This window comes from Sphingomonas sp. CFBP 13714 (assembly GCF_014842205.1).
Taxonomy (GTDB): Bacteria; Pseudomonadota; Alphaproteobacteria; order Sphingomonadales; family Sphingomonadaceae; genus Sphingomonas; species Sphingomonas aerolata.
In genome coordinates this window covers 344,661-360,191 of sequence record NZ_JACYVG010000003.1, presented here as the reverse complement: position 1 = coordinate 360,191, position 15,531 = coordinate 344,661, and the positions used below count along the sequence as shown (strand labels likewise).

General features: G+C 67.9%; 9 protein-coding genes. 3 read left to right on the top strand and 6 right to left on the bottom strand.

Annotation, left to right across the window (positions count from 1 at the left end):
* The first annotated feature begins 136 nt into the window (after window positions 1-136).
* Window positions 137-874, top strand: coding sequence for a GntR family transcriptional regulator (locus IFT54_RS09440; RefSeq protein WP_031396151.1), 738 nt, complete (start codon window positions 137-139; stop codon window positions 872-874).
* 22 nt (window positions 875-896) lie between these two features.
* Window positions 897-3,818 (top strand): beta-galactosidase GalA, encoded by a 2,922-nt coding sequence (gene galA / locus IFT54_RS09435; protein ID WP_192070429.1) that lies wholly within the window; start codon window positions 897-899, stop codon window positions 3,816-3,818.
* A gap of 61 nt (window positions 3,819-3,879) precedes the next feature.
* Here the strand turns inward: galA and nagE are convergent, their stop codons facing one another.
* The 6 genes from nagE to IFT54_RS09405 all read right to left on the bottom strand — a co-directional run bounded on the left by nagE (window position 3,880) and on the right by IFT54_RS09405 (window position 12,235).
* Window positions 3,880-5,613 (bottom strand): N-acetylglucosamine-specific PTS transporter subunit IIBC, encoded by a 1,734-nt coding sequence (nagE, locus tag IFT54_RS09430; RefSeq protein WP_192070428.1) that lies wholly within the window; start codon window positions 5,611-5,613, stop codon window positions 3,880-3,882.
* Window positions 5,610-8,111 (bottom strand): phosphoenolpyruvate--protein phosphotransferase, encoded by a 2,502-nt coding sequence (gene ptsP, locus IFT54_RS09425; RefSeq protein WP_192070427.1) that lies wholly within the window; start codon window positions 8,109-8,111, stop codon window positions 5,610-5,612. The genes nagE and ptsP overlap by 4 nt, the downstream gene beginning before the upstream one ends.
* A gap of 43 nt (window positions 8,112-8,154) precedes the next feature.
* On the bottom strand, window positions 8,155-9,297 hold the full coding sequence (nagA, locus tag IFT54_RS09420) for an N-acetylglucosamine-6-phosphate deacetylase (protein WP_192070426.1): 1,143 nt from the start codon (window positions 9,295-9,297) through the stop codon (window positions 8,155-8,157).
* Window positions 9,294-10,364, bottom strand: coding sequence for an SIS domain-containing protein (locus tag IFT54_RS09415; protein ID WP_192070425.1), 1,071 nt, complete (start codon window positions 10,362-10,364; stop codon window positions 9,294-9,296). The genes nagA and IFT54_RS09415 overlap by 4 nt, the downstream gene beginning before the upstream one ends.
* A gap of 85 nt (window positions 10,365-10,449) precedes the next feature.
* Entirely contained in the window at window positions 10,450-11,217 is a 768-nt protein-coding gene (locus IFT54_RS09410; RefSeq protein ID WP_244648767.1) for a copper homeostasis protein CutC, read from the bottom strand.
* Between the two features lie 4 nt (window positions 11,218-11,221).
* Window positions 11,222-12,235, bottom strand: coding sequence for a N(4)-(beta-N-acetylglucosaminyl)-L-asparaginase (locus tag IFT54_RS09405; protein ID WP_192070424.1), 1,014 nt, complete (start codon window positions 12,233-12,235; stop codon window positions 11,222-11,224).
* Window positions 12,236-12,438: 203 nt separating this feature from the next.
* Here IFT54_RS09405 and IFT54_RS09400 point away from each other — a divergent pair, with 203 nt between their 5' ends.
* Complete coding sequence (locus IFT54_RS09400; RefSeq protein ID WP_192070423.1) at window positions 12,439-15,507, top strand: TonB-dependent receptor domain-containing protein; 3,069 nt, start codon at window positions 12,439-12,441, stop codon at window positions 15,505-15,507.
* Window positions 15,508-15,531: the final 24 nt, after the last annotated feature.

Below are 15,531 nucleotides of genomic sequence, written 5' to 3'. Positions count from 1 at the left end.
GCATCGAACCGTTTTGGACGAAAATACCAATATAATCCTTGGCGCCGGTCTGGTTGCCGCGCGGCTGTGCTTTGGCTATCCTCCCGCGCCAGGACAGGGTGTGGCGCGCTTCGGGCTGCCAGTCAAAGGGGGGTACATGGCGTTTTCCGATGATATCGGACGCTTTCGCAAGGGCAATCCGTCGCCGCTCTATCTTCAGTTGCAGGATCTGATCCGCAACGCGATCGGCGAGAAGCTGCTCGTCCAGGGCAATGCGATCCCCGCCGAACGCGATCTGGCGATCGAATATGACGTCTCGCGCATCACCGTGCGCAAGGCGATTGGCGGGCTCGTCGAGGAAGGACTGCTGACCCGACGCCGGGGTGCGGGCACGTTCGTCGCCGGTCGCGTCGAAAAGAGCTTCTCGAAACTGTCGTCGTTCAGCGAGGACATGGCGGCACGCGGCCGGACATCGAGCAGCACCTGGATCTCGCGATCGGCGGGCCAGGTGAACCCCGAAGAGGCGATGGCGCTCGGCCTGTCGCCGGGCGCGCCGGTGTTCCGCTTCAACCGCATCCGCTATGCCGACGAGGAGGCGATGGCGCTCGAATTCTCGACCATCGCGGGCTATTGCCTGACCTCGGTCGATGGCGTGACGGACTCGCTCTATGCCGCACTCGAAGCGGCGGGGAGCCGACCGGTGCGCGCGCTGCAGCGGCTGCGGGCGGTGCCGTTCGGCGGCGAGCATGCGCGAATGCTGGGGGTCGATGCCGGTCATGCCGGGCTGCTGATCGAACGCCGCGGCTTCCTGCGCGACGGACGCGCGGCGGAATTCACGCGCTCTTATTACCGCGGCGACGCCTATGACTTCGTCGCCGAACTGGCCGACATCTGATCCGTCACACCGAAAGACTGCCATGAACCGACGCCAGCTCCTCATCGGCACGGCGGGCGCCGGTGTCGGCGTCGTCGTCCGACCGACCGACGCCTTTGCCGCTGCCGGGGCTGGCCCAGGTCGGCAGGCAGGCGAGGCCGGCGCATTGCCGATGCCCGCGCCGTCGCGGACGCTGCCGCCTGCGATGCATGTTCAGGACCCGTCCTGCACCCGGATCGAACGCGGCTGGGTGTTTCATGAAGGCGATGTCGCGACGCCCGCGCCCGAGGGGCATAATGCGACCTATCTGAGCGTGAAGGCGGGCAATGCGCTCGGCGCCGCGGCCATGGCGTTCGACGATTCGGACTGGGCGCCGGTCCGGTCGCCGCACGACTGGGCGTCCGCGCAGCCGTTCGAGCGCGATGCGAATATCTCGCAGGGCTATCGCCGGCGCGGCATCGGCTGGTACCGTCGGACGCTGCGGCTGGAGGCGGACGATCGCGGCAAGACGATCGCGCTGCGGTTCGACGGGATCGCGAGCAACGCGACGATCTGGGTCAATGGCAGCGTCGTCGCGCACAACTGGTCCGCCTATAACAGCGTCGAGATCGACCTGACCCCGTTCGCCCGGTTCAGCGACGATCTGAACATGATCGTCGTGCGGGTCGACGCCACCGCGATGGAAGGCTGGTGGTATGAAGGCGCCGGCCTGTACCGGCATGTCTGGCTGATCCGGCGCGCGCCGGTCGCGATCGTCACCGACGGCGTGCACTGCGATCCGCGACGCGACGCGACGGGGGGCTGGCACGTGCCGGTCGCGGTGACGATCGGCAGCATCGGTCGCGCTGCGGTTGGCGTGACGATCGAGACGATCCTGCTCGACCCGGACGGCAAGCCGGTTGCGACGGCACGCGCGGCGGCGACCGTCGCGCCGCTCGATCCGGTGGTGACGACGCTGACGATGCCGGTGGCGGCGCCCCGCTTGTGGTCGATCGAGACCCCGACGCTTTACACTGTCCTCACGCGCGTGATGCGAGACGGCAGCGTCATTGACGAGCGGCGGACACGCGTGGGGTTCCGGACGATCCGCTTCGATGCGGACAGGGGCTTCTTCCTGAACGCGCAGCCGGTGAAGCTGAAGGGCGTGTGCCTGCATCAGGATCATGCGGGTGTCGGCACCGCGATCCCCGACGCGCTGGTACGCTGGCGGCTCGAACGGCTGAAGGCGATGGGCTGCAACGCGATCCGCTGTTCGCACAATGCCCCGGCGGCCGAGCTGCTCGACCTGTGCGACGAGATGGGGTTCGTCGTGATGGACGAGAACCGCCAGTTCAATCCCGCGCCAGACTATATGGCGCAGCTCGAATGGATGGTGCGGCGCGATCGCAACCATCCGAGCGTGATCCTGTGGTCGGTGTTCAACGAGGAGCCGATGCAGGGGACGGAGGCCGGCGTCGAGATGCTCCGCCGGATGGTCCATGCGACGCACGCGCTCGACGACAGCCGGCCGGTGACCGCGGCGATGAACGGTGCCTTTTTCGATCCCGTCAACGTCTCGAGCGAAATCGATGTGACGGGGTTCAATTACTATCAGGGCGATTATGATCGCTTCCACCAGCTCAACCCGACCAAGCCGATTACGAGCTCGGAGGATACGAGCGCCTATGAGACGCGTGGGGCCTTTGCCAGCGATCCGGCGCGGCATGTCCAGTCGTCCTATGACGTCGAGGCGGCAAGCTGGGGGGATACGCATCGCGGCACCTGGAAGAAGATCGCCGAGCGGCCGTTCGTCGCGGGCGGCTTCGTGTGGACGGGGTTCGATTATCACGGCGAGCCGACCCCGCACGAATGGCCGACGATCTCGAGCTTCTTCGGCATCCTCGACCTGTGCGGTTTTCCCAAGACCGCGTTCGACATCCACCGCGCGCACTGGGTAGACGCCGCTCCGGTGGTGAGCATCACCCCGCACTGGACCTGGCCGGGGCGGGAAGGCCAGCCGGTCACGCTGCTGGTGATGAGCAATGCCGAGCGCGTCGAGGTCCGGCTGAACGGCCGGGTCGTCGGCGAGGCGGCGGTCGACCGGATCATGGGGAATGAATTCGTCGTGCCCTATGCCCCCGGGCGGATCGAGGTGATCGCGCGGCGCGGTGGTTCGCCGGTGGCACGCGCGGCGCACGAGACCGCCGGTCCGCCGGTCGCGCTGCGGCTGACGCCGGCGCGGACGGTGATGGCGGGCGATGGCGAGGATGCGCAACCGGTGACGATCGACGCGGTCGATGCGGCAGGACGCCATGTGCCGACCGCCAACCTGCCGACGCGGTTCGCGGTCGAGGGGGCGGCGATCATCGGGATCGGCAATGGCGATCCGAACAGCCATGAGAGCGAGAAGGGCAATGCCCGGTCGCTGTTCAACGGCCTTGCGCAGGTCATCGTCCAGGCGGGCGAGGGGCGGGGGCGGATCGTGATGACCGCAACCGCGCCGGGCATGAAGCCGGCGCGGCTGACGATCGATCGCGCGGGTCTTGCGCCGCCTGCGCAGGTCGCTGTGACGCCCGCGACGATGGCGATCCGCGAGTGGCGGCGTTCGCCGGCCATGGCGACGCGACCCGATCCGGCGCTGGCACCGGTCGATGGCGACAATAACAGCTGGGCGTTCGTGCGCAGCGGGACGCCGGTCGACCCGGATCGCGCGGGCCGCTGGCGAATTTACCGCACGACGGTCACGCCGTGGCGGCGGGTTGCGCAGGAGGGGGGCGTGATCCGCTTCGCCGGGATTGCCGGGCGTGCGGAGCTCTGGGTCGACGGCACGCGGCTTGCCGTCAAGGACGCCGCATCGGTCGGACCGTTGGAGGCGGCGGTGCCGCCGGGCGGCGGCGTGCGGACGATCGCGGTGCTGGTCGAGGCGGCGGCCGGCGTCGCGTCCGGGCTCGTCGGCGGCGTGACGCTGGAACCGCGCGCACAATAACAAGGGCGGTGCCGTGCCGCCCGTCCCTCGGCCGATGCCGAAGGGACGGGCGGAATAGACGTCAGGCGGGCGTGTGGATCAACGTCGCGAGCGTCGCGTCGGTCCCGAGCAGGTGCAACTGACCGGCGGCGGGGCGTGCGGTGGCGCGGAGCCCGAGACGTGCGAGACGCGGTTCGTCGATCGCCGCAGCGTCGGCCAGTTCGATCCGCACCCGACCGGGGTGGCGGCTCGCGGTGACGATATTATCCTCGCCTCCGAGTGCTGCAAAGGCCGCGTCCGACAGCCGCACCGCGGTGGTGTCTGGCACGGGTGCGGCGGTCGCAGCGGGCGCAGCGCTGGCGACAACTGCAGGACCGCCCAGGGCGAGCGCGTCGCGGATCTCGACCGCGACCACATCCGCGATCGGGCCGAGCACGACCTGCAGCGCGGCGTTCGATGGGCGCAGGATTCCGCGCGCGCCGAGCGCCTTGAGAGCCGCGTCGTCGACCGCGGATTGATCGACGACGATCAGACGCAGCCGCGTGGTGCAGGCGCTGACCGTGGTCAGGTTCGCGCCGCCGCCAAGCGCCTGTGCGAATGCCGCGCCACGACCGCCTGCTACCGGTGCGGCAGCCGCAACGCTGGCCTCTGCTTCCCGGCCCGGGGTGGCGAGGTCGAACTTGCGGATGAAGAAACGGAACAGCCCGTAATACAGCGCGAAATAGACCGCACCGACGGGGAGCAGCAGCAACGGCCGCGTCGCCTTGCCATAGTTGAGGACATAATCGAGCAGTCCCGCCGAGAAGCCGAAGCCGAGCTTCACGCCCAGCGCGTTCATCAACGCCATCGACAGCCCGGTCAGCACCGCATGGACCGCATAGAGAAGCGGTGCGAGGAACATGAAGCTGAACTCGATCGGCTCGGTCACGCCGGTCAGCGCGGAGGTCAGCGCGAGGCTGAACAACATGCCGCCGACGGCCTTGCGACGCTCAGGAAGCGCTGCGTGGTACATGGCGAGACAGGCGGCGGGGAGGCCGAACATCATGACCGGGAAGAACCCCGCCATGAACGCGCCGGCATTCGGATCGCCCGCGAAGAAGCGCCGCAGATCGCCGGTCGTGCCGTGATAATCGCCTGCGACGAACCAGACGATGTTGTTGACCAGATGATGCAGCCCGGTGACGAGCAACAGCCGGTTGAACAGGCCGAAGAGGAACAGGCCGATCGCACCGCTGCCGCTGACCGCCAGGCTGAGCTGATCGACGCCCGCGTTCAGGATACCGAAGCCCGCGCCGAAGATGACCGCGAAAACCAGCCCGGCAACCCCGCTGACGATCGGAACGAACCGACGCCCGCCGAAAAAGGCGAGATATTCCGGCAATTTGATCGCCGAGTACCGGTTGTAGAGCAGCCCGCCGGCGAGGCCGGACAAGATTCCGATCGGCACGTCGAGCCGCGCGATCGCCTTCGCCTTCCAGGCGGCGGCGACAATCTCGAGCGTCGGGGTCGCTATCCCCGCAACGACGTCGGCGGGGACGGTTAGGAACACCTTGCCCGCTTCGGTCGCGACGAGGAAGCATACGACACCCGCGAGACAGGCCGCCCCATTGCCGTCGCGTGCGAAGCCGGTCGCGACACCGATCGCGAACAACAGCCCGAGATGCGAGAAGATCGCGTCGCCGGCCGCGCTCAAAAACGCGATGTCGAGCAGGTCGGGCTGGCCGAGACGCAGCAACAGGCCGGCGATCGGCAGCACCGCGATCGGCAGCATGAGCGCACGGCCGAGCGGCTGCAGGGCTTCGAGTATCGACTTCATGCGGCAAACTCCCGGGCGAGCGTTCGGACTTGGGCAGCGGAGGTGCAGGCGAGACACGCGGTCGCGTGCGCGCGGCACGCCTCCATGCCGAGCGTGGCGACCAGCGCCTTGATCTCCGGAATGATCGCCGGTGCGCAGGAGAGTTCGGTGACGCCGAGGCCGATCAGGATCGGCACGGCAAGTGGTTCGGAGGCCAGCCCCCCGCACACGCCGGTCCAGCGCCCATGGACCGCGCCACCCTTGCAGGTCTGCGCGATCAGGCGGAGGACGGCGGGATGGAGCCCGTCGATACCCGACGCGACCGCCGGATTTCCGCGGTCCATCGCCAGCGTATATTGGGTCAGATCATTGGTGCCGACCGACAGGAAGTCCGCTTCGGTGGCGATCAGGTCCGCGGTTACCGCCGCGGCGGGGGTCTCGATCATGACGCCGACCGGGACGCGATCGGGCAGGTCGAGCTCGGCGGCGATCCGGTCGACCGCGGCACGGACTGCGCGCAGCTCGTCGAGGCTGGCGATCATCGGCACCATGATCCGGCACTGACCCCTTGGCCGGACCGACAGGATCGCGCGAACCTGATCCTCGAGCATCTGCGGATAGGCGAGCCCGACGCGGATGCCGCGCAGGCCCAGCGCTGGATTTTCCTCGGCATCCATCGGCAGATAGGGCGCGGGCTTGTCACCGCCGATATCGAGCAGCCGGACGATCAGCGGGCGACCGTCGAGCGCATCCGCGATCGCCTGGTAATCGGCGCTCTGTTCGGCAACGCTCGGCGCGGACTCGCGTTCGAGGAACAGGAATTCGGTGCGGAGAAGGCCGGAGCCCTCCGCCCCATTGTCGCGCGCGAGACGGGCATCGCCGATCGATCCGAGATTGGCGAACGCCTCGATTCGCGTCCCGTCGGCCATGCGGCAAAGCTCGCCGGCGCGGGCGAGCATGTCGGCGCGGCGCATCTCGGCCTGGGCAAGCCGGACCTGCGCGGCGACGAGCGTGTCCGCGTCGGGATCGACGCGCATGAGCCCTTCGCTCGCCTCGAGGATGACGGGCGTGCCGTCCGCCAGCGGGGCAAGCGCGGGGCCGACCGCGACCAAAGCGGGCAGGCCGATCGTCGCGGCGAGGATGGCGACATGCGACGTCGGCCCACCGCGCGCGACGCACAGGCCGATGACCATCGCGCGGTCGAGCGCGAGAATGTCGGATGGCAGCAGGTCGTCGGCGAGCAGGATCGTCTCAGGCGGAAATACCGGGACGGTCGTCTCGACGCCTTCGAGGACCGCCAACAGCTGGCGTTCGAGGTCGAGCATGTCGTCCGCGCGCTCGGCGAGCCGTGCATCGGAGCCGGCACGCAACGCGTCGGCAAGCGGCCGGATCGTGGCGCGCCAGGCGTGGCCCGCGCTTTTGCCCGCGGCGATCTGCGCCTGCGTCCCGTCGCGGAGCACGGGATCGTCGAGCATCGCCGCATGCGCCTCGACGATCGCCTTCTGCGCGCCCACGCTATGGCGGGTCTGCTCGGCGAGCCGCGCGGCGAGCGTCGTGATCGCGCTCGCGAACCGCTCATTCTCGACGGCGATGCCCTGGCCCTGTTCGGGGACCGCGATCTCGGCATGGCGGAACCAGCGCGCCTTGCCGACCGCGAGGCCCGGTGCAGCGGTCACGCCGAGCAGTGCGCCGTCGATCGCCGCACGCGCCGGGCTGGCTGCTGCCGGGGCCGGGGCGGGTGCCGGAGCGGCCTCGTCCATGCCGCTGAGGATCAAAGCCGCGATCGCGTCGAGCGCGTCGGCGGCGTCGGGGCCTCGCGCACCCAGCGTGATCGGGTCGTTGTACCGCACCCCGAGCGCGAGCAGCCCGATCGGGCTGAGGATGCTGGACGTGTTCGCGTCGCGCGTGACCGTGACGTCGGCGGTATAGCGTTTCGCGAGCGCCCCGAGCCGCGCGGCGGGGCGCGCGTGGATCCCGTGCGCAAGTGGCACGGTGATCGTCCGCGTCAGGATGTCGCCCGCGTCCGCGCCACCTGCGACTGCGTCGGGCCGGATGTCGGCAATCGGTTCGATCGTCATCAGCAGGTCGCCGAGCGCGACCTGCCGGTCTGTCGTGCACTGCGTGATGGCGAACCGGTCGGGGTTTACGACGATGATCGGCGTGACGACGGCGCGTGCCTCGCGGACGAGCAGGTCGAGATCGAAGCGGATCAGCGGCGCACCCGTGACGACCCTGTCGCCGACCGCGACGCACGGCGAGAAACCGCGACCGCCGAGCGCGACGGTATCGAGCCCGATATGGATCAGGATCTCCGCGCCTTCCGCGGTACGCAGCGTGATCGCATGGCCGCTGTCGAGCAGCGTGAGCACGGTCGCGTCACAGGGCGCGTAGAGCCCGTCGCCGGTCGGATCGATCGCGACGCCGTCCCCCAGCATGCGGTCGGCGAAGACCGCGTCGGGAACCTGGTCGATGGGCAGCGCCCAACCCTGCATCGGCGCGCTCAGGAGGATGGGAGCCATGGGATCGTCCTTGGTGCCGTAAGGGGGGTAAAGCGGGGCGCGGTCAGGCGGACGGAACGCCGCCGAACCAGGTGCCCAGGGGGTGGAGATCGTGCGTCAGGCGCACCCAGTCGGCGCGCTGCCCGGGGGCAAGCGCCCCGCGCGTGTCCGACAGGCCGAGAAACGCGGCCGGATAGGTCGACGCCATCGCCGCTGCGACCTCTGGGGCGAGGTCGAGCCGGGCGACCGCATTGCGGACCGCACCGGTCATGTCGAGGTCCGATCCTGCCAGCGTTCCGTCCGCGCCAACGCAGCGGCCATCCTCGACATGGATCGGCCGCCCCTGGATCGTGAAGGACTTATCCGCCGCGCCGACACAGGGCATCGCGTCGGAGACGAGCATGAACCGGTCATGCGGGCGGCTGCGCAATGCGATCCGCAACGCGGCGTCATCGACGTGAAAGCCGTCGACGATGATCCCGCAATAGACCGACTGGTCGTCGAGCGCTGCGCCGACCACGCCGGGCGCGCGGTGGATCAGCGGCGACATCGCGTTGAACAGATGCGTGACGCCGGTGATGCCCGCAGCGATGCCCGCGGCGGCGGTGGCGTAGCTCGCATCGCTGTGACCGATGCTGACCAACACCCCGGCGGCGGTGAGCGCGGCGACCTGATCGGCGGTGACGCGTTCGGGCGCGAGCGTCAGCATGACGCGGCCGCGACGGGGACGCGTCATCAATTCCATCAGATCGTCGTCGAGATCCTGGAAGCGCGACGCATCATGAATGCCCTTTCGGGCCGCACTGATGACCGGACCCTCGACATGAATGCCGACCACGCCCGGCACGCCGGCATCGATCGCTTCGTCGACCGCATCAAGCGCACGCGCGATCACGTCGGGCGTGTCGCTGATCAGTGTTACCATGAAGGCAGTCGTGCCGTAGCGGGCATGCGCCGCACCGATGGCGGCGATCCCCTCGACCGTGGTGGCATCGTTGAACAGCACGCCGCCGCCGCCATTGACCTGCGTGTCGACGAAGCCGGGCATGATCCAGCCCCCGTCGAGGTCGATCGTTTCCGCGGCCGTGCCCGTAGCGGGCGCCGCGTCGAGGCTGACGATCCGGCCGTCTTCGACGACCATCGTCGCGTCGGTGAGGACAGCGGCCGGCGTGACGATATGGCCGTTGGAAAACCGGAAAGTCGTCATAGCGTGCGCGTGACCTTGGCAAGATGCGAGGGCGCGTCGGGATCGAACCCGCGCGCCACGGAAAGGGCGTTGACGAGCTTGTAGAAGCTCTGGATCATCAGGACCGGCTCGATCGCCGGATGCGCGGTGAGCGCGGGCAGCGTCGCGTCGCCGGCCTGCGCGTCGCGTGCGGCATCGGCCAGCAGGACGCAGGCGCCGCGCCCCGCAAATTCGGCCGCGGCATCGCGCACGCCGTCGCCGGCCGCGTCGGACGTCGCCAGCGCGAGCAGGGGAAAACCGTCCTCGACGAGCTGCATCGGGCCGTGGCGCACCTCGGCCGAGCTGAAGCTTTCGGCGTGAAGCGCGCAGGTTTCCTTCATCTTCAGCGCCGCCTCGTTGGCGATGCCGAAGCCCGGTCCGCGCGCGATGACAAAGAGGTTGGTAGCAGTGCGCAACGGCGCGATCGCGCTGGACCAGTCGAGCGCCCAGGCGCGCTCTAGGTCGGCGGGAAGTGCCGCCACCGCGTCGCGCAACGCATCGTCGTCGGCCCATTCCGCGGTGAGTGCCGCCAGTGCTGCGAGCGCGCAGATATAGGATTTGGTCGCAGCGACGGAGCGCTCGGGACCGGCCTTGAGCGCGATCAGCGTGTCAGCGGCGGCGGCGAGCGGCGACGTCTCGTCATTGACCAGCGCGACGACATGCGCGCCGCCCGCTTTCATCGAGGCGACGGTCGCGAGCAGATCGGGGCTGCGGCCGCTCTGCGAAATGGCGATGCACAGGGTCGTCTGCGCGGACAGCTCTGCACCATACAGCGACACGACCGAGGGGGCGGCGGCCGCAACCGGGATGCCGGTCTTCGTCCAGATCAGGTATTTGCCGTAAACCGCGGCATGATCGGACGATCCGCGGGCGCAGGTCACGACCACCGCGGGCGGTGCGGCCCGCAGCGTTGCGCCGAGTGTTGCAAAGGCTTCGGCATTGGCCGCGAGCAGCCGGGCAACCGCGGCACCCGATTCCGCGGCTTCGCTGAACATCAGCGTGGCTTCCGGGTCGCGTGCCGCCAAGGGGGCGGGGGGGGCGTTGTTCATGACAGCTCGCTCTCAGGATCTTGCACGGTGACCGTATGGCGGCCTTCGTCGTTGGATTACGCCAAGCGTAAGTTATAGATTGGTCTTATTCAAGCGTGTGTTTCTGCGTAAGCATATGTGACAGCTGGCGGATGCGGTCCGTACTGGTCGCGGTGCGGTTCGGCGCGGCGAAACCGAATCGCACGTCCACCGGGTCGGCACCGCCGGCGATCGGCTGACGGCACGACGCGTGGACTTCGGTGATGCCGGTGCGCAGCAGTGCAGGCAGCGATTGCGGGGAGACGCCGCTGCCCGCGAGGATGACGATGCGTCCGGCGGCTTGGCGATGCAGGTCAGCCACTGCCTCGACCCCGTCGATCGCCTTGGGCGTCCCACCCGAGGTGAGAACCCGGTCGAAGCCGAGTTCGATCGCGGTGTCGAGCGCGGCGCCAAGATCGGAGCACACATCGAAGGCGCGGTGCAGCGTCAGCGACAGCGGTCTGCCGCGCTCGCTGCCGAGCATCCGTGCGTGCGCGATCAGCATGGCCAAGGTTGTCGCATCGAGCCGGTGGTCGGCCAGGGTTGCGCCGATCACGATGCCCGCGAGACCGGCGTGCGCAGCGGTGACGATATCGTCGGCGATCAACGCGATCTCACGCGGGGTGTAGGCGAAGCCGCCCTCACGCGGGCGTACGAGCAGGTGCGCGGGGAGGGGCGCCTGCGCCGCCGCGCGGATCAGCGACGCAGGCGGCGTCAAGCCGCCGACTGCGAGCGCGGCGCACAGCTCGATCCGGTCGGCGCCGCCCTCCACCGCGGCATCGATGCCGTCGAGATCCTCGACACAGACTTCGAGCGTCATGGCGTCGCGCATCATGTGGTCAGCTCGCGAACAAGGCGCGCGCCTTCAGCACCGTGGTGCTGCCGCGCGCGTCGGTGACGGCGTAGGTAAAGCCCGGCAACAGGCAGAAGGCCCCGACCGCGCCCTTCGTATCGAGCGCGAGGAAACCGACCTGCACGCCGCGTATCGCGTCGCCGCGCAGCCGCGCGATATGGCGGACCACCTCTTCGCAGGCCTGTTGCGGTGACGCGCCCGCGCGCATCGATGCGACGACGCGCGCCGACCCTGCGACACGCGTGACCTCCTCGCCCAGCCCGGTCGAGGTCGCGCCGCCGACGCCGGCCTCTACATAGAGTCCCGATCCGACCTGTGGCGAATCACCGACCCGGCCGCGCATCTTGAACGCCATGCCCGATGTGGTGCAGGCGCCGGCCATCCGCCCCGTCGGATCGCGCATCAGCAGGCCGATCGTGTCATGGTCGAGCGCGCCACCGGGCGTCCGCGTGATGCGGTTCTCGCTATTGGCTTCGGGGCGATAATCCGCGGTCTTCAGCCAGTCGCGCCACGCCTTTTCCGCCTCGGGCGTCAGCAACGACTGTTGCTTAAAGCCCTGGTCACGCGCGAACCGCGTCGCGCCTTCGCCGACGAGCATGGTGTGCGGTGTCCGCTCCATCACCCGCCGCGCGACGGAGATCGCGTGCATCGTGTTCTCGAGCGCTGCGACTGCGCCGACGCCGCCTGCATCATCCATGATGACCGCATCGAGCGTGACATGGCCGTCGCGGTCGGGATAGCCCGAATAGCCGACGCTGTGATTGTCCGGATCGGCTTCGGGGACCATCGCGCCGGCCTCGACCGAATCGATCAGCGATCCGCCGGCGCGTTTGCGGGCAAAGGCCGCGGCATTGGCTGCAGCACCGAAATCCCAGGTCGATACGATCAGCGCGGGCGCTGCGCCGCCGGTTGCGGCGCGCGCGCGGGCGATCGGCGCAACAAAGGGCAGGGTCGCTCCAATACCACCAAACGCGGTCAGCAACGATCGTCTCGTCTTCATCAGCAGCCCCCTGTTGTCACCCTGGCGCCCAGTCGTATCGCAAGTCACGGCGGTCGACCAGTCGTATGGCCATTTTACAACATCCGGTCCGAAACGTTACACAGTGGTCTTACTAAGGTATTGACTGAGACCCGATTATGACCAAAACCTTACGAAGGAGACGGGGGCAGGCGACAACGCTGGCCCAAACAAGGGTTTTTAGTATGAACGTGCGTAATTCGGCGTCTTATATGGCGCTTGCGGGGGCACTGATGGTGTCCGCGACCCCGGCGATTGGACAGGTCACGCCGGCACAGGCCGAGGCTACCACGCCCGCGGAGGCCAAAGTCGAGGCGGATGCGGCGACCGCGACCAGCGCCATCGACGCGCCGCCTGCCGAAGACCGCGCTGGCGGGGGCGACATCGTCGTGACCGGATCGCGCATCCAGCGTCCGAACATGACCTCCGCCGCACCGATCACCTCGGTCACCTCGCAGGACATCCGCGCCCAGGCTGCGGTCAATGTCGAGGACGTCCTCAACCGCCTCCCGCAGGTCGCGCCCGACAGCCAGCAGACCTATAATGATTCGGACGGCCGGCAGCGGATCAAGCTGCGCAGCCTCGGGTTCGAGCGGACGCTCGTGCTGATCGACGGCAAGCGCCTCGGCACGCAGAACGGGCAGGACGTGGGCATCATCCCGCCGTCGTTGCTCGAGCGGGTCGACGTCCTCACCGGTGGTGCGTCGTCGGTCTACGGGTCCGATGCCGTCGCCGGCGTCGTCAACTTCGTCCTGAAGAAGGATTTCGAAGGCATCCAGCTCGACGGCAACTATAATTTCTACAACCACAACAACAAGGACACGGTGGTCTCGTCGCTGGCACGCGCAGCCGGCTTCAACAGCCCGCGCGGCCTGACCAACGATGGCGGCCGTGCCGACGTCACGCTGACCGCGGGCAAGAAGTTCTTCGACGGTGCGCTGCGGATCAACGGCTTCGTCAACTACAAGCATACGGACGAGGTCCTGCTGTCCGAGCGGTCGAACTCGGGCTGCTACCTCACGCAGACGAGCCTCAACGCGCCGATCTCGTGCGGCCTGACGCCGAGCAGCTCGACGAGCGGCCTGATTTCGCCGCACGACAGCAAGGGCGTTGCGACGGGGCAGTATGTCAACAACCCCAATGGCACGCGCACCTTCGTGCCGTTCGGCACCGGCGCGGGCAATGCGTCGAACTATTTCAGCAACTACGCCTATCAGCGCCCGTCCGAGCGCGTGAATGCGGGCGGCTTCGTCAGCCTCGACGTCGCGCCGGACGCCGAAGTCTATGCAACGGGCATCTGGTTCCGCGACAAGTCGTATAACAACTACCCGGCGATCGCGGGCGGCAACGTCCAGGTGAACTGCAACAATCCGTTCCTGTCGGCTTCGCAGGCCAGCACGATCTGCGGTGCGGCAGCGGGTACCGCGGCGTTTGCGCCGATCGACATCCGCTATCGTCTCGGCGAGGGCAACGACCAGCCGGACAGCTATCTGAACACCGGTCTGCGCCTGACCGGCGGTCTGCGGGGCAAGGCCGGCGATGCATGGACCTATGACATTGGCGGCGTCTACGCGCGCAACAAGCAGGACTACACGCCGAGCTTCGTCAACGCGGCCAATCTGCGGAATTCGCTGAACGTGGGCGGGACGCTCGCGGCACCGACCTGCGCAGGGACCACCGACGCCGCCTGCGTGCCGTTCGACGCGTTCAGCGCGGGCAACACCAATCCGGCGCTGATCGACTATCTCTACGACCGCGGCACGTCGACCACGATCGGTACGCTGTATGACGTGCAGGCGAACATCACCGGCGATCTCGGCAAGTATGGTGTCACCTCGCCGTTCGCCGAGCAGGGCGTCGCAATCGCGCTCGGCACGGAATATCGCAAGGATACGCTGAAATCGACCGCCGACAGCGTCTACCGCGCCGGTCTTGGTGGCAATGACACCTATCTCAAGCAGGACGTCTGGGAGGCCAATATCGAGGTCCAGGCGCCGCTGATCGAGCACAAGCCGTTCGCGGAACTGCTGCAGGCCAATGGTGGCTATCGCGTTTCGAAGTACAGCAGCAATTCGAGCAGCTTCAACACGTGGAAGATCGAGGGCATCTACGCACCCGTCAGCGACCTGACGTTCCGCGCCTCGTTCAACAAGGCGCAGCGCGCGCCGACTGTGACCGAGATCCGGCAGGCGACCAATGTCGATTTCGCCCGTGGCGGATCGGGCACGTTCAACGATTTCTGCGCACCGACCGTGACGACCAACGCCGCTGGCGGCGTGACCTATGGCACGCCTGTCGCCTCGCGTGAGGTCTGCCGCGCGACCGGCCTGTCCGACGCGCTGTACGGCAGCCCGACGCTGATCTGTCCGGGGGATGCGTCGACAGGAGCGACCGGATGTACGGTTCGCTCGGGCGGTTTCGAAGCCGATCCCGAAACGGCCTATACCCAGACCTATGGCCTGATCGTGAAGCCTCGCTTCGTGCCCGGGCTGGTCTTCTCGGTCGATCGCTACAAGATCAAGATCGACGACTCGCTCGGCTATAACGATTTCAGCTATTACACCGATGGCTGTCAGCGTTCGAACGGCGACGCGTTCTTCTGTCAGGGCATCGTCCGCAATCCCGGCACCGGCACGCTCTACTCGAACGCGGCGAGCAACCCGACGACCGGCTTCATCCGCCAGGGCACGACCAACTTCTACAAGTCGATCGCCCGCGGCTATGACTTCCAGGCGCAGTACACGCTCGATCTTGCCAGCGTCGGCAAGATCGACTGGAACTTCAACGGCTCGCTGACGACCTTTGCAGGTGGTCAGGACTCACCGGTCCAGCCGACCCGCAACTGTGCAGGCTATTACGGCAATGGCTGCGGTCAGTTGATCCCGAAATGGTCGCACGGCCTGCGCGCGACCTATACGACGGTCGACAAGGGGTTCAGCGCGTCGTTCAACTGGCGCTATGTCGGTTCGCTGACGAATGCGGACAATTCGGGTGATCCGGCGATCGGCGGCACGCCCGAGCGCGAGCGGACCAGCTATTTCCGCGTCTCGCCGAAGAGCTACTTCGATCTCGCGCTCAACTTCGCCATCGACAAGGCATTCTCGCTGCGCCTGATCGCGAACAACCTGCTCGACAAGAGCGCGCCGATCGTCCCCGATTCCTACAATGTTGCGCTGGCACGGACCAACACGATCCCGCAGCGCTACGACTCGCTTGGTCGCAACCTGGCGGTTGGTGCTACCGTCAGGTTCTGATCCCGTACCCCCACCTCAAGGCCC